Source organism: Cedecea davisae, assembly GCF_044095835.1.
GTDB lineage: Bacteria > Pseudomonadota > Gammaproteobacteria > Enterobacterales > Enterobacteriaceae > Cedecea > Cedecea davisae.
Window position 1 is genome coordinate 4,695,113 of record NZ_CP172054.1, and the last position, 25,774, is coordinate 4,720,886.

Sequence of the window (25,774 nt, forward strand, 5' to 3'; positions counted from 1 at the left end):
GGTCTGCCCGTGACAACAATAGTAAGCGTACGCCGTAACGGCCAGGTGGTGATTGCCGGTGATGGCCAGGCCACACTGGGTAACACCGTAATGAAGGGCAACGTCAAAAAAGTCCGCCGCCTGTACAACGACAAAGTGATCGCCGGTTTTGCCGGGGGTACGGCGGATGCCTTCACGCTGTTCGAGCTGTTTGAACGTAAGCTTGAGATGCACCAGGGCCATCTGGTGAAAGCGGCCGTTGAGCTGGCGAAAGACTGGCGTACCGACCGAATGTTGCGCAAGCTCGAAGCGCTGCTGGCGGTGGCCGACGAAAACGCCTCTCTGATTATCACCGGCAACGGCGACGTCGTTCAGCCGGAAAACGACCTGATTGCTATCGGCTCCGGCGGCCCGTACGCCCAGGCCGCAGCCCGCGCCATGCTGGAAAACACCGACATGAACGCGCGCGATATCGCTGTCAAGGCGTTGGATATTGCAGGCGATATCTGCATTTATACCAACCACTTCCATACCATCGAAGAATTACCGTCTAAAGCGTAAGGATCTCCCATGTCTGAAATGACCCCACGCGAAATTGTCAGCGAACTGAACAAACACATTATCGGCCAGGATAACGCCAAACGTTCCGTTGCAATCGCCCTGCGTAACCGCTGGCGCCGCATGCAGCTTGATGAAGAGCTGCGTCACGAAGTGACTCCAAAAAATATTCTGATGATTGGCCCAACCGGCGTAGGTAAAACCGAAATCGCCCGTCGCCTAGCAAAACTGGCTAATGCGCCGTTCATCAAAGTTGAAGCGACTAAGTTCACCGAAGTTGGCTATGTTGGTAAAGAAGTGGATTCTATCATCCGCGATTTGACCGATTCGGCCATAAAAATGGTGCGCATGCAGTCCATCGAGAAAAACCGTTATCGCGCCGAAGAAATGGCCGAGGAACGCATTCTCGACGTGCTGATCCCGCCGGCGAAGAATAACTGGGGCCAATCCGAAACCCAGCCAGAGCCGTCTGCGGCACGCCAGTCATTCCGTAAAAAGCTGCGCGAAGGCCAGCTGGATGACAAAGAGATTGAAATCGATCTCGCCGCTGCGCCAATGGGCGTAGAGATTATGGCGCCTCCGGGTATGGAAGAGATGACCAGCCAGTTGCAGTCCATGTTCCAGAACCTCGGCGGCCAGAAGCAGAAGCCGCGTAAGCTGAAAATCAAAGATGCACTGAAGCTGCTGGTGGAAGAAGAAGCCGCGAAGCTGGTGAATCCGGAAGAGCTGAAGCAGGACGCTATCGATGCGGTTGAGCAGCACGGTATCGTGTTCATCGACGAAATCGACAAAATCTGTAAGCGCGGCGGCAACAGCTCTGGCCCGGACGTGTCCCGCGAGGGCGTACAGCGTGACCTGCTGCCGCTGGTGGAAGGCTGCACCGTTTCGACCAAGCACGGGATGGTGAAAACCGACCACATTCTGTTTATCGCTTCCGGTGCATTCCAGGTCGCCAGCCCGTCAGACTTGATCCCTGAGCTGCAGGGTCGCCTGCCGATCCGCGTAGAGCTGCAGGCGCTGACGGTTGACGATTTTGAGCGCATCCTGACCGAGCCAAATGCCTCCGTGACCGTCCAGTACAAAGCGCTGATGGCGACCGAAGGCGTGAATATCGACTTCACCGAAGACGGTATTCGCCGTATTGCCCAGGCCGCATGGCAGGTGAACGAGTCTACCGAAAATATCGGTGCCCGCCGTCTGCACACCGTACTTGAGCGCCTGATGGAAGATATCTCCTATGACGCCAGCGATTTGAACGGCCAGTCTATCGTGATTGATGCGGAATATGTTGGTAAGCATCTGGATGAGTTGGTTGCAGATGAAGACCTGAGCCGTTTTATCCTATAATCCGGCTAACGCATTTTCTTCATTTGAAATGGAGGGCTTATGCCCTCCATTTTTTTATCTAAACTGGCAACCAAAACTATGAGCAATTCGCAACCTATTAGTGTCACCCAGGCCTGGCTGGAAAGCCTGCGCCCACGCACGCTGCCTCTGGCATTTGCTTCAATAGTCTGTGGCTCTGCGCTGACCTGGTGGCAGGGCGTATTCGATCCCGCCGTTGCGCTGCTGGCATTGTTAACCGCCGGGCTGCTGCAAATCCTGTCAAACCTCGCCAACGACTATGGCGATGCCGTTAAGGGTAGCGACACCGAAGACCGCATCGGGCCTCTGCGCGGCATGCAGAAAGGAGTGATTACCCAGGCCCAGATGAAACGCGCGCTGGTGATAACGGTGGTGCTTATTTGCCTCTCCGGTCTGTCTCTGGTGGCGCTTGCCTGCAACACCTTTGCTGATTTTATGGGCTTCTTGCTGCTCGGCGTGCTGTCTATCGTTGCCGCCATCAGCTACACCGTTGGCACCCGCCCTTATGGCTATATGGGCCTGGGGGATATTTCAGTGCTGGTATTCTTCGGCTGGATTAGCGTGGCCGGGACCTGGTATTTGCAGGCTCATTCGCTGGCACCTTTAGTTATTCTGCCCGCAACCGCGTGCGGCCTGCTGGCAACAGCGGTGCTGAATATTAATAACCTGCGCGATATCGACAGCGACCGTGAGAACGGTAAAAACACGCTGGCGGTTCGCCTTGGTCCGGTTATCGCCCGCCGCTACCATGCCTGCCTGCTGGTTGGCGCGCTGGTCTGCCTCGCGTTGTTTAACCTCATCTGGCTCAAAAGCCTGTGGGGCTGGCTGTTTGTGCTGGCGGCACCGCTGCTGATAAAACAAGTCGCCTACGTGCTGCGCGAGCGGGAACCCGTTGCAATGCGCCCGATGCTGGAACGTACCGTCAAAGCGGCGCTGCTGACTAACCTGCTGTTCGCGCTTGGCGTGGTGCTCAGCACCTTTGGCTGATGACTGACAAATATCAATTAACAATTGATGATTTTGCCAACAGTTAACAGAACGCGATATACTGACAGCTCCTGCAGCAAAAGAACCTTAATCCTATGAAATACGATACTTCTGAGCTTTGTGACATCTACCAGGAAGAGGTCAACGTCGTTGAGCCGTTGTTCTCCAATTTTGGTGGCCGCTCGTCATTCGGTGGGCAAATCATCACGGTGAAATGTTTCGAGGACAACGGGTTGCTGTACGATCTGCTCGAAGAGAATGGCCGTGGACGCGTATTGCTGGTAGACGGCGGCGGATCAGTACGTCGCGCGCTGATCGATGCTGAACTGGCTCGCCTTGCCCTGCAAAACGAGTGGGAAGGCATTGTGGTTTACGGCGCGGTACGCCAGGTGGACGACCTTGAAGAGCTGGATATTGGCATTCAGGCCATTGCGGCTATTCCGGCGGGTTCCGCTGGCGAAGGCATCGGCGAGAGTGACGTACGCGTTAATTTCGGCGGCGTAACCTTCTTCTCCGGCGACCATCTGTATGCCGACAACACCGGAATTATTCTCTCCGAAGATCCGCTGGATATCGAATAGTCCAGCTGATGCATAGCAAAACGGGCGCCTGAGGCGCCCGTTCTTTTTTACCCGCAGGGAGTAATTACACTTCTTCCATTTTGCCCAGCAGCGCATGCAAACGCTCCTGCCAGACGTGCTGTTGTTCTTTCAGGCTGCCGTTTTCACGCACCAGCTCTTCCTGATTGCTCTGCGCCTGCTGTACTTCCTGAGCCAGGCTGTTATTTTTCTCTTTCAGCTCTTCGATTTCCATCTGTAACAGCGTAATCGTGTCAACCGCCTGCTGAACTTTTGCTTCCAGTTTCTCAAACACTTCAAATGACATTTCGAACTCTCCTGAATTGCAAGGCGTAGATGGATGGCTATCCTCGTCCCGATTCTTCGGCGACGCCTTTATGAACGTATGCGCACACGTAGCGTAACTCGATTGTAAGTAGCGCGGATGCCCGTGTCCAGCGGCTTACGGCGCTCTTTGCGTAACATGACGTTTTTCAGTCTATGCCGAAAGCATGGGCGGGTTACTCGTCTGAATTGTTAAAAAAATCGTTGTGCTCACGGGGCATTTCGGCCCGTTACACGTGAGGATGTGCTCACTTTTTAGCGCGAAAACGCTCATTTTCTTGACGCACCACGCACATTTTAAGTTCGATATTTCTCGTTTGTGTTCGTTAACGATAAATTAACACCGTGCCTACATGGCATAAAGGGTGGCAAGGACGCTCGACTAACAATAATCATCAATTTGCCTTCAGGACCCGACTATGAGTCAGACAGCTACAACAACCTTAAAAGGCCAGTGCATCGCCGAATTCATGGGTACCGCGTTGTTGATTTTCTTCGGTGTGGGATGTGTTGCTGCATTGAAAGTGGCAGGAGCCACCTTCGGGCAGTGGGAAATCAGTATCATCTGGGGCTTAGGGGTAGCGATGGCTATCTATATGACCGCAGGGGTATCTGGCGCACATCTTAACCCGGCGGTGACGATTGCACTATGGCTGTTCGCCTGTTTTGACGGACGCAAAGTCGTGCCGTTTATTATTTCACAATTCCTTGGCGCGTTTTGCGCCGCAGCGTTGGTTTATGGCTTGTATTACAATCTGTTCTTCGATTATGAGCAGACGCATCATATGGTTCGCGGCAGCGTAGAAAGCCTGGATTTAGCCGGTATCTTCTCCACCTATCCTAACCCGCACATTAACTTTGTGCAGGCGTTTGCCGTAGAGATGGTGATTACCGCTATTCTGATGGGCGTGATCCTCGCCCTGACCGATGACGGCAACGGCGTGCCGCGTGGCCCGCTGGCTCCGCTGCTGATTGGCCTGCTGATTGCGGTTATCGGCGCCTCTATGGGGCCACTGACGGGGTTTGCGATGAACCCGGCTCGTGACCTTGGGCCGAAAACCTTCGCATGGCTGGCAGGCTGGGGCGACGTAGCCTTCACCGGCGGGAAAGATATTCCTTACTTCCTGGTGCCGCTGTTCGCTCCAATCGTCGGCGCGTCGCTTGGCGCATTCGGTTACCGTAAATTGATTGGCCGCCACCTTCCTTGCGATGTCTGCGTTGTCGAAGAAGATAAACCGGACAGCAAGGCGACCACTCAGCAAAAAGCACTGTAATACTGACTTCAGGACATGATTATGACTACAGAGAAAAAATACATCGTCGCTCTCGACCAGGGAACCACCAGCTCGCGTGCCGTTGTCCTGGATCATGACGCCAACATCATCAGCGTTGCGCAGCGTGAATTTGAGCAAATCTATCCTAAGCCAGGCTGGGTAGAGCATGACCCGATGGAAATCTGGGCCACCCAAAGCTCCACGCTGGTAGAAGTGTTGGCCAAAGCCGATATTAACTCTGACGAAATTGCCGCTATCGGTATCACTAACCAGCGCGAAACGACCGTGGTCTGGGAGCGTGAAACAGGTAAGCCGATTTACAATGCGATTGTCTGGCAGTGCCGCCGTACCGCAGATATCTGTGAAGAGCTGAAGCGCAACGGCATGGAAGAGTATGTTCGCCACAATACCGGCCTGGTCGTTGACCCGTATTTCTCCGGCACCAAGGTGAAGTGGATCCTCGACCACGTAGAAGGTTCACGCGAGCGCGCTCGCCGCGGCGAACTGCTGTTCGGTACCGTGGATACCTGGCTTATCTGGAAAATGACCCAGGGACGCGTTCACGTTACCGACTACACGAATGCCTCTCGTACTATGCTGTTCAACATTCACGAGCTGGACTGGGACGACCGTATGCTGGAAGCGCTGGATATCCCGCGCGAAATGCTGCCTGAAGTCCGTAAGTCGTCAGAAGTTTATGGCCAGACCAACATCGGCGGTAAAGGCGGCACGCGTATTCCTATCGCCGGTATCGCCGGTGACCAGCAGGCGGCCCTGTTTGGCCAGCTGTGCGTCAAAGAAGGTATGGCGAAGAACACCTACGGCACCGGCTGCTTCATGCTGATGAACACCGGTGAAAAAGCGGTAGCCTCCACCAACGGCCTGCTGACTACCATCGCCTGCGGCCCTAAAGGCGAAGTGAACTATGCGCTGGAAGGCGCGGTGTTTATGGCCGGGGCGTCAATTCAGTGGCTGCGTGATGAGATGAAACTGATTGGCGATGCATTTGACTCCGAATATTTCGCTAACAAGGTGAAAGATACTAACGGCGTGTACGTGGTTCCCGCGTTTACCGGCCTCGGCGCACCTTACTGGGACCCGTATGCCCGCGGCGCGATTTTCGGCCTGACCCGTGGCGTGAACTCCAACCACATCATTCGCGCAACGCTTGAGTCTATCGCTTACCAAACCCGCGATGTGCTGGAGGCCATGCAGGCCGACTCCGGTATTCGTCTGCACGCCCTGCGCGTGGACGGCGGTGCGGTAGCAAACAACTTCCTGATGCAGTTCCAGTCCGATATTCTCGGCACGCGCGTTGAGCGCCCTGAAGTACGCGAAGTTACCGCCCTGGGTGCGGCCTACCTCGCCGGTCTGGCAGTCGGTTTCTGGCAGAATCTCGACGAACTGCAGGAAAAATCGGTCATCGAGAAAGAGTTCCGTCCGGGGATTGAAACTACCGAGCGTAACTATCGCTATGCTGGCTGGAAAAAAGCGGTTAAACGCGCCCTTGCCTGGGAAGATCACGAAGAACAGTAATCTCTCAAAAGGCCCCTCTCAGGGGCCTTTTTCATTAGCTGCCCTGCCCGGCGGTTTCCCGCCCCCTTCCCCGCCTGTGCTAAACTCCCCGGCAATTCTGTTTGCTAAATGAGTCTGCTATGAAACGAGAACTTGCCATCGAATTTTCCCGCGTGACCGAAGCCGCAGCGCTTGCTGGCTACAAATGGCTTGGCCGGGGCGATAAAAACGTCGCCGACGGCGCGGCCGTAAATGCAATGCGTATCGTGTTAAACCAAATCAATATCGACGGTGAGATTGTCATCGGCGAAGGGGAAATCGACGAAGCGCCAATGCTCTACATTGGCGAGAAAGTCGGCACCGGAAAAGGCGACGCGGTAGATATTGCCGTAGACCCAATTGAAGGCACACGCATGACGGCAATGGGCCAGGCCAACGCTCTGGCCGTACTAGCCGTCGGCGATAAGGGCACCTTCCTCAACGCGCCCGATATGTATATGGAAAAGCTGATTGTCGGCCCGGGAGCCAAAGGCGCTATCGACCTTAATCTCAGCCTTAGCGACAACCTGCGCAATATTGCCACCGCGCTGAACAAGCCGCTCAGCGAACTGACGGTCACCATTCTGGCTAAACCTCGCCACGATGCGACGATTAAAGAAATGCAGCAGCTTGGCGTGCGCGTATTTGCCATTCCCGACGGTGACGTAGCCGCATCCATTTTGACCTGCATGCCGGATAGCGAAGTGGACGTGCTGTATGGCGTCGGCGGCGCACCGGAAGGTGTTGTTTCCGCGGCGGTGATCCGCGCGCTGGACGGCGACATGCAGGGCCGCCTGCTGGCTCGCCATCACGTAAAAGGCGACAGCGAAGAGAATCGCCGCATCGGCGAACAGGAGCTGGCGCGCTGCAAAGCAATGGGCATTGAGGCCGGACGGGTATTAGCGCTCGACGAAATGGCTCGCAATGACAACGTTATCTTCTCCGCCACCGGTATCACCAAAGGCGACCTGCTTGACGGGATCACCCGCAAAGGCAACATGGCAACCACCGAAACCCTGCTGATCCGCGGCAAATCCCGTACCATCCGCCGCATTCAGTCGATTCATTATCTCGATCGTAAAGATACCGAAGTACAGAAGCATATTCTGTAACGCTTCTCATTTGTTGGTTCGAGCTTTCCGGCTCGTTTGGGCTGGAAATGTCTCTGCAACCTGGTGAAGATAGGCAAAAAGCAACGACTGGAGAGCAACATGGCGGATTGGGTTACAGGTAAAGTCACCCGGGTTCAAAACTGGACAGATTCTCTCTTTAGCCTGACGGTTCACGCCCCGGTCCCCCCGTTTACGGCCGGGCAGTTTACCAAGCTTGGGTTAGAGATAGACGGCGAGCGCGTGCAGCGTGCCTACTCCTACGTCAACGCCCCGAGTAATCCCGACCTCGAATTCTATCTGGTCACCGTGCCGGAGGGTAAACTCAGCCCACGCCTGCATGCCCTGCGGCCCGGCGATGAAGTTCAGCTGGTAAGCGAGGCCGCCGGGTTCTTCGTCCTCGAAGAAATTCCCGACTGCAAAACGCTGTGGATGCTGGCGACCGGCACCGCGCTCGGCCCCTATCTGTCTATTCTCCAGGAAGGCAAAGACCTTGAGCGCTTTGAAAATATCGTGCTGCTTCACGCCGTGCGCTACGCCAGCGATTTAAGCTATCTGCCGCTAATGCTGGAGTTGCAGGAACGTTATCAGGGCAAAGTACGTGTTCAGACCGTGGTTAGCCGCGAAACGGTATCCGGCTCTCTCACCGGACGCGTACCGGCGCTGATTGAAAGCGGGGAGCTTGAAAAGGCTGTCGGCCTGCCGATGGATACCGAAACCAGCCATGTGATGCTGTGCGGTAACCCGCAGATGGTGCGTGATACCCAGCAACTACTGAAAGATACCCGGCAGATGAGCAAACATCTGCGTCGCCGACCGGGCCATATGACTGCGGAGCATTACTGGTAATTCAGCGGAATTTAACTTCGCTGGTCTCTTTACCAAAGCGATTCTCGCCCTGGGTGCCAATAAACGCGCCCAGGTCCATGATGACCATCACCAGAATCAACGTCGGGATGAAGCGCCCAAGCCCCCACTGCCACAAAGTACCAAAGGTCTCCCAGTTCCCTGCCAGCAGCAGCCACGCAGGAATGAACAGCAGCGCCCACCAGCCTTTTTTATCCCTGTCGTGCAGCCGCTTGACGATAACCGCGGCAGTCGGAATAAGCGAACCGGTGAGGAAGAAGCCCGCCGTGGAGTAAGGCATGATTTCCGCCCCTGCCAGGGTAAACAGAATAATCAGGCCGATAATCCAGGCTCCAATCCAGATCCAAAAATCGCGGCGCCCAATGCGCCCTTTAAAAGAGAACAACCATTGCTGTATGGTCATGGGTAAGGTCCTTATTATTTTATCGCGGCGTAGTGTACCCTGGTCGCGACCCGTTTTGACAAGCCAACGGATTGCCGATTTAATCGGGAAGACAAATTACAGGAGAAGTGTGTCGATGAAATATCTGCTACCTGCCCTCGTGCTGCTGGCGCTGCCTCTGGCGGTGAGCCGGGCGGATCCTCCGTCAGATACGGCTTCTCAGCTCCCGGCCGCGCCTTACCTGCTGCCGGGCGCCCCAACGTTCGATCTGACCATTACCCAGTTTCGCGGCAAATTCAATATCGATAATCCTTCGTTGCCGTTAAACGAGTTTCGCGCCGTTGAAAACAGCCGCGATAAAGCTAACCTGACGCGAGCCGCGACCAAGATCAACGAAAACCTCTACGCCTCGGCGGCGCTGGAGCGCGGAACGCTTAAGGTTAAATCGATACAGATAACCTGGCTGCCGATTCAGGGCCCGGAACAAAAGGCCGCTCGCGGCAAAGCGCTGGAGTATATGGCCGCGATTATTCGTAGCTTCACGCCTTCGCTTTCAAAAGCACAGAGCCAGCAAAAACTGACCAAATTACTGAGCGACGGCAAGAATAAACGCTATTTTTCGCAGAACGACGGCGCCATTCGCTATGTTGTAGCGGATAACGGCGAAAAGGGGCTTACCTTCGCGGTTGAACCGATTAAGCTGGCGCTATCTGAGGCGCTAAACAACGGCGAATAAATGCTCTATACTGTTTCACAGACCAAGCTGCCCATAGGGCAGTGATTCTTTTTATTGCTTACCGCGTGGAGAATTAAAATGCGACATCCTTTAGTGATGGGTAACTGGAAACTGAACGGCAGCAAACACATGGTTCACGAGCTTATCGCCAACCTGCGTAAAGAGCTGTCCGGCGTTGACGGCTGTGGCGTAGCTATTGCCCCACCAACTATGTATCTGGACCTGGCAAAACACGCTGCTTCCGGTAGCCACATCATTCTTGGCGCGCAGAACGTTGACGTGAACCTGTCCGGCGCGTTCACCGGTGAAGTTTCCGCAGAAATGCTGAAAGATATCGGCGCTAAATACATCATCATCGGCCACTCCGAGCGTCGTACTTACCACGCAGAGTCTGATGAGTTCATCGCGAAGAAATTCGCCGTGCTGAAAGAAGCTGGCCTGACTCCGGTTCTGTGCATCGGTGAAACCGAAGCAGAAAACGAAGCTGGCAAAACTGAAGAAGTTTGTGCTCGCCAGATTGACGCCGTTCTGAAGACTCAGGGCGCGGCTGCTTTCGAAGGCGCGGTTATCGCTTACGAACCAATTTGGGCAATCGGTACCGGCAAATCTGCTACCCCAGCTCAGGCTCAGGCAGTACACAAATTCATTCGTGACCACATTGCTAAAGCTGACGCTAAAGTGGCTGAGCAAGTGATCATCCAGTACGGCGGTTCCGTTAACGATAAAAACGCAGCCGAGCTGTTCGCTCAGCCGGATATCGACGGCGCGCTGGTTGGCGGTGCTTCTCTGAAAGCCGACGCCTTCGCCGTTATCGTTAAAGCTGCGGCTGAAGCGAAAAAAGCGTAATCCCGCACTCGATTAAACGAAACGGCTCCGCTTGCGGAGCCGTTTTTTTATAGCTTATGCAACAGCCGGAACCAACCGTAGTCCAGCGGCAAAAGCAGCAGAAAAGTCACGACGGCCAGCGCCAGGCAAAGCTTCATTCCCTCTTTCGCAGGAACCTTCCCCAGCCCCATCGCCACCACAATCGGCGAGGCCATATACGGCAGCAGCGGCGTGGAATATCCCAGAACCTGAATCATAATGACCGACAGCAGCGGGAACCCGGTTGCCTGAGAGAAACTTTCGGCAAAAGTGGTGTACAGCGCAGGCACCCCGTTGGCGGTAACGATAAAGTTGAGCAGGCTGGTAATGCCGGTCAGCGCGGCAAAACTGGTAAAAGGTTTATCCGCATCCAGCGGCATTATCGCCATCAGTTTTTCACCTACGATAGCGCCAAGCCCGATATGCGTAACCGTAGTTGCCAGAGCCAGAATGCCCGCCACATAGAAACAGGTCCGCACATTTACCCCGCTGGCAAACTCCTCGCTTGTAATAAACCCGATACGCGGCAGCAGCGTAATACAGGCGGCCACCAGCCCTATCCATGCCGGACCAATGCCGTGCCAGCTTTCCGTTACCCACAGACCAAGAACTACCGCGAGCAGCCACGCCAGACGCTTCTCATCAAAGCTCATCGGCTCCGGATGCTCAATATGCTGCGGCGGCTGAGGCCTGCCGGGAAATAGCCAGCAGATAAGGCCAATCAGTATTAGTCCTTTAAGAATGCCCAGCACCGGCGTATGCAGCAGCAGGTATGGCAGATAATTGAGATGCAGACCGTAAGAGCCCTCTGCGGCGCCGCTCATTACCAGATTAGGGACGTTGGCGGGCAAAATCGTTGCTGAAAGCTGGAATGTCCCAAACCCCACGGCCAGCGCCAGACCGTACCAGGCTCGGGTCCCCTCACCAATAGCGGCTCGCCTGGCCATGGCGGCAACAATCGGCATCAGCAGGGCAATCCGCCCCATATTAGAAGGCATGACAAAAGCCAGCGCGTAGCTAAGCAAGACCACGCTGCCAACCATATGGAGCCAGGAGTCGGTAAGCCGGGCGGAAAGCGCACGGGCGACCCTGTCGGCAAGGCCGGTTTTACGAATCGCAATTCCCAACACAAAACCGCTGAATACCAGCCAGAAAGCGGAAGAGGCAAAGCCGCTAAAGATAACCCCGGCAGGAGCAATCTTTGCCACCATCGCGGCGGCAAAAAACAGCAGAGCAGTGAGGTATTCAGGCAGGGCCGATGTCGCCCAAAGGATGATAGTCACCAGCACAATCATTCCGGGCAGGAAAAGTGGGTCTGAAAACCAGAGTGACATACCTGTCTCCTGTAGAGTTTTTCAGCACTCTACGGGAAGATATTCAGCGAGTAAATGTAAGACGATGGAAACAAAAATGGCCCCGCAGGGCCATTCTGATTAACGTTTACTGATTTGGTCGAAGCTGCCGCCGTTGGAGAAGTGTTCCTGCTGGGCCTTAGTCCAGCCGCCGAACTCTTCGTCGATGGTATACAGCTTGAGTTTAGGGAACGCTTTTTCGTATTTCTTCGCTACATCAGGATCGCGCGGGCGATAGTAGTTTTTCGCGGCAATTTCCTGCCCTTCCGGAGAGTAGAGATACTTCAGGTAGGCTTCCGCCACCGCCTGAGTGCCTTTCTTCTCCACGACTTTATCAACGACCGATACGGTCGGCTCCGCCAGAATCGATTCACTTGGCGTCACGATTTCGAATTTATCTTTGCCCAGTTCATTGGTCGCCAACAACGCTTCGTTTTCCCACGCAATCAGCACGTCGCCAATCCCGCGCTCTACAAAGGTATTGGTTGAGCCACGAGCGCCGGAGTCCAGCACCTCAACGTTCTTAAACAGCGCTTTTACGAAGTCCTGAGCTTTTGCCTGATCGTTATTGTTGTGATGCAGCGCGTAACCCCATGCGGCTAAATAGTTCCAGCGTGCGCCGCCGGAGCTTTTCGGGTTAGGCGTAATAACCGAGACGCCCGGTTTTATCAGGTCGTTCCAGTCATGGATTTGTTTCGGGTTGCCTTTACGCACCAGGAAAACGATGGTGGAAGTGTACGGCGCGGAGTTGTCCGGCAGCCGCTTGATCCAATTTTTGTCGATACGGCCACGCTCGGCAATCGCATCAACATCATAGGCCAGCGCGAGGGTGACAACGTCCGCCTCAATGCCGTTGATAACCGAAGTCGCCTGCTTGCCGGAGCCGCCGTGAGACTGGCGCACGGTCACGGTATCGCCGGTCTGCTGCTTCCAGTGAGCGCTAAACGCTTTGTTATATTCTTCATACAGTTCACGAGTCGGATCGTAAGACACGTTAAGTAGCTGAATATCCTTTGCCAGCACGCCGCCAGAAGCCAAAAGTAATGTTAAACCCACGCCCCACTTATTCATCGCTCGTTCTCTTTATGAAGTTTGATGAACCCAGCGTGCCAGAAACTATTTCTGACATTAAAGAATAAAAAAAGATTGGCTATAACTTTTGGAGATATAACAACCCATAAAAAAACCGGGCCAGGCCCGGTTTCTGAGAAAAATACTCTTAGTACAGCTTCTTAGCGCAGTCCAGCCAGTCACCTTTGAACGGACGCTTCATGTTTTCGATGGCGTCAATAATGTCATGGTGAACCAGTTTTTCATTCTGGATGCCGACGCAACGGCCACCGAAGCCTTGCAAAAGCAGCTCGATAGAGTAAGCGCCCATGCGGGAAGCCAGAATGCGATCGTAAGCTACCGGAGAACCGCCGCGCTGAATGTGGCCCAGAACGGTCGCGCGGGTTTCACGCTTGGTTTCGGTTTCGATATATTTCGCCAGCTCGTCCACGTCGCAGATGTGCTCGGTGATAGCCACTATCGCGTGTTTCTTACCTTTGGCAATCCCGGCTTTAATTTCTGCCACCAGATCTTCACGGCTGAATTCTACTTCTGGCAGTACCACAAACTCGCAGCCACCGGCGATAGCCGCAGCCAGAGTCAGGTCGCCACAATAGCGGCCCATCACTTCCACAATGGAGATACGCTGGTGGGAAGAAGAGGTGTCACGCAGGCGGTCAATGGCTTCAACGACGGTTTCCAGCGCGGTGAAATAGCCGATGGTGTAGTCGGTGCCTTTGATATCGTTATCAATGGTGCCAGGCAAGCCGATGCACGGGAAGCCCATTTCGGTCAGGCGCATCGCGCCCAGGTAGGAACCGTCGCCGCCGATAACAACCAACGCATCGATACCGCGCTTTTTCAGGTTATCGATAGCCACTGCACGAACATTTTCGTCGCGGAATTCCGGGAAGCGAGCTGAACCCAGGAATGTGCCGCCACGGTTGATCATGTCGGACACGCTATAGCGGTCCAGCTGCACCATACGGTCTTCATACAGGCCCAGGTAGCCGTCATAGACGCCCATGACTTCCAGACCTTCTGACAATGCCGCACGCACTACGCCGCGAATTGCCGCATTCATGCCCGGCGCATCACCGCCACTCGTCAACACACCAATTTTTTTGATCATGACTACCTCTGAACTTTGAAAGCAAAATTAATCCTGGTGCCGGAAACCGCTGCGGGCAATCCGAAGCCTCGACTCTGCAGCAAATAGTATAACAACGGCTTCCTGCTGAATTGATTCAGGTCAGGCCAACTGGCGGTACTTTGTGCAAAAACTGCCCGTTAGCACCAACCTTCCAACGTAAAACTAAAGCTCGAAATGTCCCTGTCGCCCGGTCGGTACAACCGAGCAAGGATCCTGGTGGATAATGACATCCGACCCCGGAAAATGATGAAGGATCGCCTGTTCCACCTGTTCGGCGATAATATGCGCCTGAACCAGCGGCAAATTATCTTCCATTTCAATATGAAGCTGTATAAAGCGGGTCGGCCCTGACTGCCGCGTTCGAAGATCGTGTGCCCCTCTTACCCCGGGCCACGTATTCACGATATCGATAATAGCCTGGCGCTCCTCATCCGGTAACGCCCGATCAAGCAGCGATTGCACGGCTTCATAACCCATTTGCAGCGCGCTATATAAAATGTAGACGCCAATGCCCAATGCAAACAGCGAATCCGCGCGGTGCCAGCCGTACCAGGACAGAGCCAGCGCAATAAGAATTGCGCCATTCATCATAACATCAGACTGATAATGAAGCATATCTGCCCGGACGGCCTGGCTTTGAGTTTTTCGCACCACCCAGCGCTGAAAGGTCACCAGAATTAAGGTACTTAACAGCGCAACGACCGTCACGGCGATGCCGATACCGGGATCCTTCATTGGGGAAGGGTCGGCAAGATGCTGAATACCTGTCAAAAACAGGAATAATGCCGACCCTGAGATAAACATGCTTTGCGCAAGCGCGGCAAGCGACTCTGCTTTGCCATGGCCGAAGGTGTGTTCTTCATCTGCCGGTTGCAGTGAATAGCGCACCACCAGCAGATTGGTCAGCGAGGCGGCAATATCGACCAGCGAGTCCACCAGCGCCGCCAGAATACTGACCGAACCGGTGTACCACCAGGCAAAAATTTTAATGATCAGCAGCAGCAAGGCCATGGCGGTCGCTGCTATTGCGGCCCGGCTAACCAGCTGCCCATATTGTTGATTCATGGAGGCTCCCGCAGGTGAATGCGGCTAGTATAGCGGATCCCGCTCTGAGCTTTGGGCAAAAAAAACCCGCCTGGGTAGGCGGGGAAGACAGGGATGGTGTCTATGGCAAGGAAAACAGGGTTTGTTACTGGTTACTACGGTTACTGCTACTACTCATTGCCTGCAGCGAAATGCTCTGCTGCTGGTCCGACAGTTCACGGAGATTATCCATGCGCTGCTGGTGTTTCTCATTTAAAGCGGACTGCTGTTCCGGGCTTAACAAGTGGTACATTTGGTTGCGTACTTTTGCCATCTCTACCTGGCGGGCAACCTGTTCTTGTGCCATTTTTTCAGCCTGGGCTTTTACTGCCGCTTCATCAAATTTATCTGCGGTGATCAGCCTATGCATGATCTCCATTTCGCTAACATTAACGGGTGGGCTATCATGCCTTGCCCGTTGCATAAGATCGCGCATCTGTTGGCGCTGCTGTTCGGTCAAACTTATGCCGTCAAACATATGATTCTGAGCGTTACTGCGCTTTGCCAGATTGTCGCTTTGCGGCCAGTTAACGCCGGTCTGTAAATCAGCGGCCTGGCTGGCTAAAGAGATAAACGCCAGCGTTGAGGCCATGACGGCAGCGGTAACATTGCGCATCACTTGCTCCCAAAATCTTTTGTGCTGCGATTCAACGAGAGCCAGTCTACGATTCCCGCTGCAAACTAGCGTCAGGGGGTGTAAAACAACGTAAAGTCATGGATTAGCGCCGCTTGATGACGTAATTTCTGCCTCGGAGGTAATTTCACAATGAATAAAATCCTGTTAGTTGATGATGACCGAGAGCTGACTTCCCTGCTAAAGGAATTGCTCGACATGGAAGGTTTTGACGTAACTGTCGCCCACGACGGCGAGCAAGCGTTGGCCCTTCTGGACGACAGCATCGACCTGTTATTGCTCGACGTAATGATGCCGAAGAAAAACGGTATCGATACCTTGAAAGAGCTTCGCCAGACACACCAGACACCAGTCATTATGCTTACCGCACGCGGGAGCGAACTTGACCGCGTACTCGGCCTTGAGCTGGGTGCCGATGACTATTTGCCAAAACCCTTTAACGACCGCGAGCTGGTTGCGCGTATTCGCGCCATCCTGCGTCGCTCACACTGGAGCGAGCAACAACAAAACAGCGACAGCAGTTCTCCAACGGTAGAGGTGGACGGGCTGAGCCTGAACCCGGGCCGTCAGGAAGCGAGCTTCGATGGCCAGGCGCTGGATTTAACCGGCACCGAGTTCACCCTGCTCTATCTTCTGGCCCAGCATCTTGGTCAGGTAGTTTCACGTGAACATCTTAGCCAGGAAGTCCTCGGTAAACGCCTGACGCCATTCGATCGCGCAATCGATATGCATATTTCCAACCTGCGCCGCAAATTGCCGGATCGCAAAGACGGTCACCCGTGGTTTAAAACATTACGTGGTCGCGGCTATCTGATGGTTTCCGCTTCATGATAAGTAGCCTTACCGCGCGCATTTTTGCCATCTTCTGGCTGACGCTGGCTCTGGTACTGATGTTAGTTTTAATGCTGCCAAAGCTGGATTCACGCCAGATGACCGAGCTGATGGAGAATGAGCAACGTCAGGGCTACATGATTGAGCAGCACGTCGAAGCCGAGCTGGCGACCGATCCGCCCAATGATTTAATGTGGTGGCGGCGTCTGTTTCGCGCCATCGACAAATGGGCACCTCCTGGCCAGCGCCTGCTGCTGGTCACCAGCGAAGGGCGAGTCATTGGCGCCCAACGCAACGAAATGCAGATCATCCGTAACTTTATCGGCCAGTCCGATAACGCCGATCATCCCCAGAAAAAGAAATATGGCCGGGTTGAGCTTGTTGGCCCATTTTCGGTACGAGATGGCGAAGATAACTACCAACTTTATCTAATTCGCCCCGCCAGCAGCTCACAGTCCGACTTTATCAACCTGCTGTTCGACCGGCCTCTGCTGTTGCTGATTGTCACCATGCTGGTGAGCTCTCCGCTGCTGCTGTGGCTCGCATGGAGCCTGGCAAAACCGGCTCGTAAGCTGAAAAACGCGGCGGATGAGGTTGCGCAGGGGAATTTGCGTCAGCATCCTGAGCTGGAAGCCGGGCCGCAGGAGTTCCAGGCCGCAGGCGCCAGCTTTAACCAGATGGTGACCGCGCTGGAAAGAATGATGACGGCGCAGCAGCGGCTGCTGTCCGACATCTCTCATGAGCTTCGTACTCCGCTCACTCGACTGCAGCTTGGTACTGCCCTGCTTCGCCGCCGCAGCGGTGAGAGTAAGGAGCTGGGGCGTATAGAAACCGAAGCTCAGCGGCTGGATGGCATGATCAACGATTTACTGGTTATGTCGCGTAATCAGCAGAAAAACGCGCTGGTTAGCGAAACCATGAAGGCAAATCAGATCTGGACGGAAATGCTGGATAACGCCGCTTTCGAAGCCGAACAGATGGGTAAATCTCTGGAAATTACCTATCCACCCGGTCCGTGGCTGATGTACGGCAACCCAAATGCGCTGGAAAGTGCGCTTGAGAATATCATTCGCAACGCGCTGCGCTACTCGCATACTAAAATTGCCGTTAACTTCTCCGTGGATAACCAGGGCATTACGGTGACGGTTGACGATGATGGCCCGGGCGTTAGTCCGGAAGATCGCGAGCAAATTTTCCGCCCGTTCTACCGCACCGATGAAGCACGCGACCGCGAATCCGGCGGCACCGGCCTTGGCCTCGCTATCGTTGAGACTGCGGTACAGCAGCATCGCGGCTGGGTCAAAGCAGATGACAGCCCGCTAGGCGGCCTGCGCCTGACGCTCTGGCTGCCGCTTTATCACCGTTAACAAGCAGGCTCTACGGAGCCTGTTTTCATTTCTGCTTAGCAGCAATTTTGCTATTCTGCGCCCCTTGTCGATGGGGGTTGTATGTTAAATATCGTTTTGTTTGAGCCAGAAATTCCGCCCAATACCGGGAACATTATTCGCCTGTGCGCAAATACCGGGTTTCGGTTGCACATCATTGAGCCAATGGGATTTCCCTGGGATGATAAGCGCCTGCGTCGCGCCGGACTGGATTACCACGAATTTACTACCGTTCTGCGCCATCGCGACTACAGCGCGTTTCTGGAGGCAGAAAAGCCCCAGCGCCTGTTTGCTTTAACCACCAAGGGAACGCCAGCCCACAGCGCGGTGAGTTATCAAGAAGGGGATTATCTGATGTTTGGCCCGGAAACCCGCGGGCTACCTGCCGAGATCCTGAATGCGATGCCGCCGGAGCAAAAAATTCGCATCCCGATGATGCCCGACAGCCGCAGCATGAACCTGTCGAACTCGGTTTCTGTTGTAGTGTATGAAGCCTGGCGCCAGCTGGGATACCGCGGTGCCGTTCTCAGAAGCTAGATACCATCTCCGAACTCGAAGCCGATGCTGTTGAAGTGCTGATCCATATCCATCGACGGCTTGTCGCTTTCCGGTGTGCCGACGATTCTTGCCGGTACGCCAGCGGCAGTGGTATGCGGTGGAACCGGCTGTAACACGACGGAACCCGCGCCAATTTTAGCGCCCGTTCCCACTTCAATATTGCCGAGGATCTTCGCCCCGGCGCCAATCATCACGCCTTCACGGATCTTCGGATGGCGGTCGCCGCTGGTTTTCCCGGTGCCGCCCAGCGTCACAGATTGCAGAATCGAGACGTCATTTTCTACTACCGCCGTTTCACCGATCACAATGCCGGTAGCGTGGTCGAGCATAATCCCGCAGCCAATTTTTGCCGCCGGATGAATATCCACCTGGAAAGAGACGGAAACCTGATTCTGCAAGAAAATCGCCAGCGCCTGGCGCCCTTCGAGCCAGAGCCAGTGCCCGATGCGGTAAGCCTGCAGCGCATGGAAGCCTTTGAGGTAAAGCAGCGGCGTGGAGTATTTATCCACCGCCGGGTCTCGGGTGCGCACCGCCTGAATATCACAGGCCGCAGAGGCTATCATTTGCGGGTCGGCCGCATAAGCCTCTTCAACAACTTCACGAATCGCAATCGCCGGCATGATGGGCGAAGCCAGTTTGTTGGCAAGCATATAGCTCAGCGCATTCCCGAGGTTTTCATGCTTGAGCAGCGTCGCGTGATAAAAACTGGCCAACATGGGTTCACAATCCGCTAGCGCGCGCGCTTCGGCTTTAATATTGCTCCACACCAAATCCAGTTCTTCAGATGACATTGCTCTCTCCAGACAGAAAAACAACGCCCGACACCAGGGTCGGGACGTTTCAGTTATTGCGGTGAATTAAACGATCCGTCAGTTGCCGCTTCGTTCATCCTTACGGGTACGACCAAGCAACGTTAATGCTGCCTCGCGCGCGTTTTTTCCGCAATACAATACCTGATAAATTTCCTCGGTTATTGGCATTTCAACACCTACCCGCGCTGCCAGCTCGCGAACTTCTTTGGTGTTGCGATACCCTTCAACCACCTGGCCGATTTTCTGCTGCGCACCGTCCACATCCATACCCTGACCCAGCATCATGCCAAAGCGACGGTTGCGGGATTGGTTATCGGTACAGGTCAGCACCAGGTCACCCAGGCCCGCCATCCCCATAAAGGTTTCAGGCGAAGCGCCAAGCGCGCTGCCCAGACGCGTCATCTCTGCAAGACCACGGGTAATGAGCGCGGTACGAGCGTTAGCGCCAAAACCGATGCCGTCAGACATCCCTGCGCCGATGGCAATAACGTTCTTCACCGCCCCGCCCAGCTGTACGCCGATAAAATCGGGATTGCTGTAGACGCGGAAGCTTTTACCACAGTGCAACAGATGCTGGAGGTCGTCCGCAAACTGGTCGTCTGTCGCCGCCAGAGCAATAGCCGTCGGCAAACCTGCGGCCAGCTCTTTAGCAAAAGTCGGCCCGGAGATAACGGCCAGTGGCACATCATCGCCCAGCGCTTCGCGAGCAACATCCTGCAATAAGCGGCCCGTTTCTGCCTCAAGGCCTTTAGTTGCCCAGACAATACGCGCATCGTGGCGCATCAGAGGTTTGATTTGGCGCAGCACCTGCCCGAACACATGACTCGGGACAACAACCAGAATATTGCGGCTGGCCGCCAGGGCAGTGGCTAAATCACTCTCCAGATGGAGCGTATCGGGGAAAGGAACATCCGGCAGGAACGCAACATTACAGCGATCGGCCTGCAGCGTTGCGATATGTTGAGCATCGTGCCCCCACAACACAACGTGGTGGCCGTTTCTCGCCAGGGTGATGGCGAGAGCGGTGCCGTAAGAACCGGCACCGATCACAGTCATTGAAGCATTAAGGCTGTTCATCAGGCATCCTGATGGTTTTCAGCACCTTCGCCAGCTTGCTGCTGCAGATAGCTCATGAACAGCGCATCGAAGTTAACCGGTGCAAGGTTCAGCTGAGGGAAAGTACCGCGAGAAACCAGGCTAGTGATACATTCACGCGCATACGGGAACAGAATGTTCGGGCAGTATGCACCCAGGCAATGCGCCAGCTGAGAACCATCGATACCTTCAACGGAGAAAATACCGGCCTGCTGCACTTCGCACAGGAAAGCGGTGTCTTCGCCAAGCGTTGCGGTCACGGTTACGCGCAGCACCACTTCATACACGTTATCAGCCAGCTGGCTGGACGCGGTATCGAGATCCAGTTTAACTTCCGGCTGCCAGTCTTTTTGGAAAACGTGCGGCGCATTTGGTGCTTCAAAAGAAACATCCTTGGTGTAAACGCGCTGAATCTGGAAAGCCATTTCTGCATTATTTTGTTCTGACATTGTTAACCCTTAAAATTTAAACGTCCTTAATCTGCGATACACGGCAGACAAACCGCACTAGCTCAGCAGGGGATCGAGTCCACCACGCGCATCCAGTGCGTACAAGTCATCGCAACCGCCAATGTGCTGTGCATCAATAAAAATCTGCGGAACCGTGGTGCGGCCACTGCGCTTGATCATCTCTTCACGCTTAGCAGCATCGCCGTCGATAGGCAATTCCTGGAACGTCACCCCTTTGCTATTGAGCAGAGCTTTTGCGCGGTGGCAAAACGGGCAGGTCGCTTTAGTGTAGAGTTCAATATTCGCCATGGTTTACCTCAGTCTGTTCCAGATTATTTACCGCGAACCAGCGGCAGGTTTTCCCCGCTCCAGCCGGCGATGCCTTCTTTCAGCAGTGATACCTGCTCAAAACCTGCTTTATTTAACAGTGCGGCAGACTCTTGTGAAGAGACGCCGTTGGCGCACACCACAATCACCGGCTTCGCTTTGTGTTTTTCCAGCTCACCGAAGTTGCCGCTTTTGATTTCAGTTGGCAGCACGTTCAGCGAGTTAGCAATGTGGCCTTTACGGAAATCGTCACGCTGGCGCACATCAACAACTACCGCGTCTTCTTTGTTAATTAAGCGGGTAGCTTCACCACGGGTAATGACTTTAACTTTGGAGGTTAACCCCTTAAAGGTCATGAAAAGTACCGCGGCCAGCAAACCGACCCACGCCAGACTAAGTATGGGGTGACGGCCAACGAATTGCATAATTTCTTGCATGGGGGGTAGTAACTCCCGACTAAGTAATGATGAGAAAACCAGGTGGGGAGTATACCTTCGCGTTGTGGCAATTACAGCCAGTCTGAATAATGTTATGTGGATTCTGCGTGCTGTTACGGAAAAAAAGAACCGGACTGAAGCAATCCGATCGCCATCCAACCCCTTTCTTTGATCTTCTGCGGCTATTTGCCGGGATCGCCTGTAGTAAAATTACGCAAATTTTTTGTCTTTGACTCAGAGGTTGTTGCAATGTCGGTTACTAAAAAACCTATGGTTCTGGTGATTCTCGATGGCTACGGCCACCGTGAAGAGCAGCAGGATAATGCCATTCTTAATGCTAAAACTCCGGTGATGGATAGCCTGTGGGCTCAACGCCCGCATACCCTGATCAACGCTTCAGGGCTTGAAGTTGGCCTGCCTGACGGGCAAATGGGTAACTCCGAAGTTGGCCACGTAAACCTGGGCGCAGGGCGTATTGTTTACCAGGACCTGACTCGCCTGGACGTTGAAATTAAAGAACGTACTTTCTTTGCTAATCCGGTGCTTACCGCTGCCGTTGACAAAGCAGTTGCCGCAGGAAAAGCCGTTCACATTATGGGGCTGGCTTCCGCAGGCGGCGTTCATAGCCACGAAGATCACATCCTTGCGATGATCGAGCTGGCGGCCGAGCGCGGGGCCGAAGCTATCTATCTGCACGCTTTTCTCGACGGCCGCGATACGCCGCCGCGCAGCGCTGAATCTTCGCTGAAAAAATTTGCTGATAAATTTGCCGCTCTGGGCAAAGGCCGTGTCGCCACCGTGATTGGCCGCTACTACGCGATGGACAGGGATAACCGCTGGGATCGCGTTGAACTGGCTTATGACCTGATGACTCAGGCCAAAGGTGAATACCAGGCCGAAACGGCGGTCGCCGCTCTGGAAGCCGCCTACGCGCGTGATGAGAATGACGAATTCGTCAAACCAACCGTTATCCGCGCCGCCGGTGAAGCCGAGTCCATCATGAACGACGGCGATGCGCTGATCTTCATGAACTTCCGTGCCGACCGCGCCCGCCAGATTACCCGCGCCTTCGTTAACGCCGATTTTGACGGCTTCAGACGTAAAAAAGTCGTTCAGTTTGGTGATTTCGTGATGCTGACTGAATACGCTGCGGATATTAAAACTGCCTGTGCTTATCCACCAGCTTCCCTGAGCAATACCTTCGGCGAGTGGATGGCGAAGCACAACAAAACCCAGCTGCGTATTTCCGAAACCGAGAAATATGCTCACGTTACCTTCTTCTATAACGGCGGTGTGGAAGAGCCGTTTGCCGGTGAAGACCGCGTGCTGGTGAACTCACCGAAAGTAGCAACCTACGATTTGCAGCCGGAAATGAGCTCGGTAGAACTGACCGACAAGCTGCTTAGCGCCATCAACAGCGGTAAGTACGATACCATCATCTGTAACTACCCGAATGGCGATATGGTTGGCCACACCGGCGTTTATGAAGCGGCTATTTCTGCGGTCGAAGCGCTGGATAACTGCGTTGCTCAGGTGGTTAAAGCCGTTGAAGCCGTTGGCGGCCAGTTGCTGATCACCGCAGACCACGGCAACGCCGAACAAATGCGCGATCCGGCTACCGGCCAGGCGCACACCGCCCACACCAGCCTGCCGGTTCCGCTGATTTATATTGGCGAGAAAAATCTGAAAGCGGTAGAAGGCGGCAAGCTGTCCGACATCGCGCCAACCATGCTGAGCCTGATGGGCATGGAAATCCCGCAAGAGATGACTGGCAAGCCGCTGTTCATCGTGGAATAATCCCTCCCCATGAGGGGAAAGGCGATTTTTTCAAACACCTGGGCTGTGAAGCCCGTTATCTACGCCAGCGTGCTCAGCGCTGGCGTCTTGTTATGCTCTTTTTCCAGTCACGCCGATGACAAACAGCAGCTACAGTCTATTCAGCAGGATATCGCCGCCAAAGAGCGCGCGGTACGCCAGCAGCAGCAACAGCGATCGGTTCTGCTGGCTCAGTTGAAGACTCAGGAAGAAGCGATTTCTGCCGCCAGCCGTAAGCTGCGCGAGACGCAAAACACGCTCGCTGATTTAAATAATCAAATTGCCACCCTGAATAACTCTCTCGCAAAGCTGCAAAAACAGCAGGCAACCCAGGAACGCAACCTGGCGGCCCAGCTGGATGCCGCATTCCGTCAGGGGCAGCATACCGGTCTTCAACTGATCCTCAGCGGTGAGGAAAGCCAGCGTGGCCAGCGCCTGCAGGCCTATTTTGGCTATCTCAATACCGCACGCCAGCAGACCATCGAAGAGTTAAAACAAACCAAAGCGGAAGCTGCGCAGCAAAAGTCCGAGCTGGAAGGTAAACAAAGCGAACAGCAAACGCTGCTTTATGAGCAACAGGCGCAGCAGGCCAAACTAGAAAGCGCACGCAACGAACGCAAGAAAACCCTCGCCGGGCTGGAGTCATCCATCCAGCAAGATCAGCAGAAACTGAGCGAGATGCGCCAAAACCAGAGCCGCCTGCAAAGCCAGATTGCCCGCGCGGAAGCCGCAGCCAAAGCCCGTGCCGAACGCGAAGCGCGAGAAGCAGAGCAGGTTCGCGACAAACAGCAGCAGGCGTCGAACAAAGGCACCACCTACAAGCCGACCGAAAGCGAGCGTTCGCTGATGTCCAGAACCGGCGGGCTGGGCTCCCCTCGCGGCCAGGCGTACTGGCCGGTTCGCGGTTCGTTACTTCATCGTTATGGCGAACAGCTGCAAGGTGAACTACGTTGGAAAGGTATCGTTATCGGCGCGTCAGAGGGAACGGAAGTTAAAGCCATTGCTGACGGGCGCGTTATTCTTGCCGACTGGCTGCAGGGCTACGGCCTTGTGGTGGTAATCGAGCATGGTAAAGGCGATATGAGTCTCTACGGCTACAACCAGAGCGCATTGGTCAGCGTGGGCACCCAGGTGCGCGCGGGCCAGGCTATCGCGCTCGTGGGTAGCAGTGGCGGCCAGGGCCGTCCGTCACTCTATTTCGAAATTCGTCGCCAGGGCCAGGCAGTGAATCCACAACCGTGGTTGGGAAGATAAGTTTTGCCTCAGTTTCGCACCTTTTTTTTCGCCGCCGCCAGCGGGCTAATGCTGGCAACAACCGCCTGGGCCGGTAAGCTCTCGATAGTTATCGATGATTTTGGCTATCGCCCTCAGCAGGAAAATCTGGTTCTGGCTCTGCCGACCAATGTCTCCGTCGCCGTCCTGCCCAACGCTCCTCACTCCCGTGAAATGGCCACCAAAGCTCATACTGCCGGTCATGAAGTGCTTATCCATCTGCCAATGGCTCCGCTGAGCAAGCAGCCTCTGGAGAAAGATACGCTGCGCCCGGATATGAGCAGCGAGGAGATAGAACGCATTATTCGTGATGCGGTGAATAAAGTGCCTTACGCGGTCGGGATGAACAACCATATGGGCAGCGCTATGACCTCCAGCCTGTTCGGCATGCAAAAGGTCATGCAGTCCCTGGAGCAATATAATCTCTACTTCCTCGATAGCATGACCATCGGCAACAGCCAGGCCACGCGCGCCGCGGCCGGAACCCGGGTGAAAGTGATTAAGCGTAAAGTGTTTCTCGACGATACCCAGAACGAAGCGGATATTCGCTTCCAGTTTAATCGGGCGATCCAGCTGGCCCGTAAAACTGGCTCGGCCATTGCTATCGGCCACCCGCATCCAGCGACCGTTCGTGTATTGCAGCAGATGATTTATAACCTGCCGCCGGACATCACTCTGGTGAGGCCGAGCAGCCTGCTGAACGAGCCTCAAATTGACACCTCCACGCCGAATACCGCGCAGCCGGGCAAGCAACAGCCACCACGTAACCCGTTCCGGGGCGTGAAAATTTGTAAGCCGAAAAAGCCGCTTGAGCCGGTGTATGCGACGACCTACTTCAAAGTATTGAGCGAGAGTATTAGCGAAAGTTCGCTGGTGAAATATTTACAACATCAGTGGCAGGGCTGGGGTAAGCAGGCCTGATTGCGGAAGAAGCCAGAGGACTT

Annotated in this window: 28 protein-coding genes; 16 read left to right on the forward strand and 12 right to left on the reverse strand. The window is 54.6% G+C overall.

From position 1 onward, the window contains the following. Positions 1-9 precede the first annotated feature (9 nt). The 4 genes from hslV to rraA all read left to right on the forward strand — a co-directional run bounded on the left by hslV (position 10) and on the right by rraA (position 3,470). Entirely contained in the window at positions 10-540 is a 531-nt protein-coding gene (hslV, locus tag ACG1VR_RS22440; RefSeq protein ID WP_039899013.1) for an ATP-dependent protease subunit HslV, read from the forward strand. A 9-nt stretch (positions 541-549) separates the two neighbouring features. Further along, positions 550-1,884 carry an HslU--HslV peptidase ATPase subunit gene (hslU, locus tag ACG1VR_RS22445; RefSeq protein ID WP_016538928.1) on the forward strand — a complete coding sequence of 445 codons (1,335 nt, stop codon included), beginning with the start codon at positions 550-552 and terminating at the stop codon, positions 1,882-1,884. A gap of 78 nt (positions 1,885-1,962) precedes the next feature. After that, complete coding sequence (gene menA, locus ACG1VR_RS22450; protein ID WP_172568652.1) at positions 1,963-2,889, forward strand: 1,4-dihydroxy-2-naphthoate polyprenyltransferase; 927 nt, start codon at positions 1,963-1,965, stop codon at positions 2,887-2,889. A 95-nt stretch (positions 2,890-2,984) separates the two neighbouring features. Next, positions 2,985-3,470, forward strand: a complete 486-nt coding sequence (rraA, locus tag ACG1VR_RS22455; RefSeq protein ID WP_008457535.1) for a ribonuclease E activity regulator RraA — start codon at positions 2,985-2,987, stop codon at positions 3,468-3,470. Between the two features lie 64 nt (positions 3,471-3,534). On the opposite strand, the gene zapB is transcribed toward rraA, so the two are convergent. Then, positions 3,535-3,774 carry a septal ring assembly protein ZapB gene (gene zapB, locus ACG1VR_RS22460; protein ID WP_016538926.1) on the reverse strand — a complete coding sequence of 80 codons (240 nt, stop codon included), beginning with the start codon at positions 3,772-3,774 and terminating at the stop codon, positions 3,535-3,537. A gap of 436 nt (positions 3,775-4,210) precedes the next feature. Here zapB and ACG1VR_RS22465 point away from each other — a divergent pair, with 436 nt between their 5' ends. The 4 genes from ACG1VR_RS22465 (at position 4,211) to fpr (ending at position 8,577) form a co-directional block, all read left to right on the forward strand. Next, positions 4,211-5,065 (forward strand): MIP/aquaporin family protein, encoded by an 855-nt coding sequence (locus tag ACG1VR_RS22465; RefSeq protein WP_016538925.1) that lies wholly within the window; start codon positions 4,211-4,213, stop codon positions 5,063-5,065. A 21-nt stretch (positions 5,066-5,086) separates the two neighbouring features. Beyond that, positions 5,087-6,601 carry a glycerol kinase GlpK gene (gene glpK / locus ACG1VR_RS22470; protein WP_039899011.1) on the forward strand — a complete coding sequence of 505 codons (1,515 nt, stop codon included), beginning with the start codon at positions 5,087-5,089 and terminating at the stop codon, positions 6,599-6,601. Between the two features lie 119 nt (positions 6,602-6,720). Then, positions 6,721-7,731: a class II fructose-bisphosphatase gene (glpX, locus tag ACG1VR_RS22475; RefSeq protein WP_395489823.1), complete on the forward strand. Its 1,011-nt coding sequence runs from the start codon at positions 6,721-6,723 to the stop codon at positions 7,729-7,731. Positions 7,732-7,830: 99 nt separating this feature from the next. After that, positions 7,831-8,577, forward strand: coding sequence for a ferredoxin--NADP(+) reductase (gene fpr / locus ACG1VR_RS22480; RefSeq protein WP_039899009.1), 747 nt, complete (start codon positions 7,831-7,833; stop codon positions 8,575-8,577). A gap of 1 nt (position 8,578) precedes the next feature. Here the strand turns inward: fpr and ACG1VR_RS22485 are convergent, their stop codons facing one another. After that, positions 8,579-8,998 (reverse strand): DUF805 domain-containing protein, encoded by a 420-nt coding sequence (locus tag ACG1VR_RS22485; protein ID WP_016538921.1) that lies wholly within the window; start codon positions 8,996-8,998, stop codon positions 8,579-8,581. Positions 8,999-9,113: 115 nt separating this feature from the next. Between ACG1VR_RS22485 and ACG1VR_RS22490 the strand changes: the two genes are divergently transcribed. Then, positions 9,114-9,713: a YiiQ family protein gene (locus tag ACG1VR_RS22490; RefSeq protein WP_039899007.1), complete on the forward strand. Its 600-nt coding sequence runs from the start codon at positions 9,114-9,116 to the stop codon at positions 9,711-9,713. 78 nt (positions 9,714-9,791) lie between these two features. Then, positions 9,792-10,559 (forward strand): triose-phosphate isomerase, encoded by a 768-nt coding sequence (gene tpiA, locus ACG1VR_RS22495; RefSeq protein ID WP_039899006.1) that lies wholly within the window; start codon positions 9,792-9,794, stop codon positions 10,557-10,559. 47 nt (positions 10,560-10,606) lie between these two features. On the opposite strand, the gene ACG1VR_RS22500 is transcribed toward tpiA, so the two are convergent. The 5 genes from ACG1VR_RS22500 to cpxP all read right to left on the reverse strand — a co-directional run bounded on the left by ACG1VR_RS22500 (position 10,607) and on the right by cpxP (position 15,831). Continuing rightward, positions 10,607-11,911 (reverse strand): SLC13 family permease, encoded by a 1,305-nt coding sequence (locus ACG1VR_RS22500; protein WP_395489824.1) that lies wholly within the window; start codon positions 11,909-11,911, stop codon positions 10,607-10,609. 99 nt (positions 11,912-12,010) lie between these two features. After that, a complete protein-coding gene (locus tag ACG1VR_RS22505) occupies positions 12,011-13,000 on the reverse strand; it encodes a sulfate ABC transporter substrate-binding protein (RefSeq protein ID WP_016538916.1) in 990 nt (329 codons plus the stop codon). A gap of 148 nt (positions 13,001-13,148) precedes the next feature. Then, a complete protein-coding gene (gene pfkA / locus ACG1VR_RS22510; RefSeq protein WP_016538914.1) occupies positions 13,149-14,111 on the reverse strand; it encodes a 6-phosphofructokinase in 963 nt (320 codons plus the stop codon). Positions 14,112-14,294: 183 nt separating this feature from the next. Then, on the reverse strand, positions 14,295-15,197 hold the full coding sequence (gene fieF / locus ACG1VR_RS22515; RefSeq protein WP_016538913.1) for a CDF family cation-efflux transporter FieF: 903 nt from the start codon (positions 15,195-15,197) through the stop codon (positions 14,295-14,297). Positions 15,198-15,321: 124 nt separating this feature from the next. Next, on the reverse strand, positions 15,322-15,831 hold the full coding sequence (cpxP, locus tag ACG1VR_RS22520; protein WP_395489825.1) for a cell-envelope stress modulator CpxP: 510 nt from the start codon (positions 15,829-15,831) through the stop codon (positions 15,322-15,324). Between the two features lie 150 nt (positions 15,832-15,981). Between cpxP and cpxR the strand changes: the two genes are divergently transcribed. The 3 genes from cpxR to trmL all read left to right on the forward strand — a co-directional run bounded on the left by cpxR (position 15,982) and on the right by trmL (position 18,602). Further along, the gene (cpxR, locus tag ACG1VR_RS22525) at positions 15,982-16,680 is read left to right on the forward strand and encodes an envelope stress response regulator transcription factor CpxR (protein ID WP_016538911.1); all 699 of its coding nucleotides are present in this window, start codon (positions 15,982-15,984) and stop codon (positions 16,678-16,680) included. Continuing rightward, positions 16,677-18,047: an envelope stress sensor histidine kinase CpxA gene (cpxA, locus tag ACG1VR_RS22530; RefSeq protein ID WP_016538910.1), complete on the forward strand. Its 1,371-nt coding sequence runs from the start codon at positions 16,677-16,679 to the stop codon at positions 18,045-18,047. The genes cpxR and cpxA overlap by 4 nt, the downstream gene beginning before the upstream one ends. A gap of 81 nt (positions 18,048-18,128) precedes the next feature. Beyond that, positions 18,129-18,602, forward strand: a complete 474-nt coding sequence (gene trmL, locus ACG1VR_RS22535; RefSeq protein WP_016538909.1) for a tRNA (uridine(34)/cytosine(34)/5-carboxymethylaminomethyluridine(34)-2'-O)-methyltransferase TrmL — start codon at positions 18,129-18,131, stop codon at positions 18,600-18,602. Here trmL and cysE read toward each other — a convergent pair. The 5 genes from cysE to ACG1VR_RS22560 all read right to left on the reverse strand — a co-directional run bounded on the left by cysE (position 18,599) and on the right by ACG1VR_RS22560 (position 21,743). Then, positions 18,599-19,414 carry a serine O-acetyltransferase gene (gene cysE, locus ACG1VR_RS22540; RefSeq protein ID WP_016538908.1) on the reverse strand — a complete coding sequence of 272 codons (816 nt, stop codon included), beginning with the start codon at positions 19,412-19,414 and terminating at the stop codon, positions 18,599-18,601. The two genes, trmL and cysE, sit on opposite strands and share 4 nt — an antisense overlap. A gap of 78 nt (positions 19,415-19,492) precedes the next feature. Beyond that, positions 19,493-20,512, reverse strand: coding sequence for an NAD(P)H-dependent glycerol-3-phosphate dehydrogenase (gene gpsA / locus ACG1VR_RS22545; protein ID WP_016538907.1), 1,020 nt, complete (start codon positions 20,510-20,512; stop codon positions 19,493-19,495). Then, positions 20,512-20,979 (reverse strand): protein-export chaperone SecB, encoded by a 468-nt coding sequence (gene secB / locus ACG1VR_RS22550; RefSeq protein WP_395489827.1) that lies wholly within the window; start codon positions 20,977-20,979, stop codon positions 20,512-20,514. The genes gpsA and secB overlap by 1 nt, the downstream gene beginning before the upstream one ends. Positions 20,980-21,036: 57 nt before the next feature. Continuing rightward, positions 21,037-21,288: a glutaredoxin 3 gene (gene grxC / locus ACG1VR_RS22555; protein ID WP_016538905.1), complete on the reverse strand. Its 252-nt coding sequence runs from the start codon at positions 21,286-21,288 to the stop codon at positions 21,037-21,039. A gap of 23 nt (positions 21,289-21,311) precedes the next feature. Further along, entirely contained in the window at positions 21,312-21,743 is a 432-nt protein-coding gene (locus ACG1VR_RS22560) for a rhodanese-like domain-containing protein (protein ID WP_016538904.1), read from the reverse strand. A gap of 249 nt (positions 21,744-21,992) precedes the next feature. Here ACG1VR_RS22560 and gpmM point away from each other — a divergent pair, with 249 nt between their 5' ends. The 3 genes from gpmM to ACG1VR_RS22575 are packed head-to-tail and all read left to right on the forward strand — an operon-like array spanning position 21,993 to position 25,751. Then, positions 21,993-23,540, forward strand: a complete 1,548-nt coding sequence (gene gpmM / locus ACG1VR_RS22565; RefSeq protein ID WP_395489828.1) for a 2,3-bisphosphoglycerate-independent phosphoglycerate mutase — start codon at positions 21,993-21,995, stop codon at positions 23,538-23,540. Positions 23,541-23,549: 9 nt separating this feature from the next. Further along, complete coding sequence (gene envC, locus ACG1VR_RS22570; RefSeq protein ID WP_395489829.1) at positions 23,550-24,812, forward strand: murein hydrolase activator EnvC; 1,263 nt, start codon at positions 23,550-23,552, stop codon at positions 24,810-24,812. Positions 24,813-24,860: 48 nt separating this feature from the next. Continuing rightward, positions 24,861-25,751, forward strand: coding sequence for a divergent polysaccharide deacetylase family protein (locus ACG1VR_RS22575; RefSeq protein WP_395491136.1), 891 nt, complete (start codon positions 24,861-24,863; stop codon positions 25,749-25,751). Positions 25,752-25,774 lie beyond the last annotated feature (23 nt).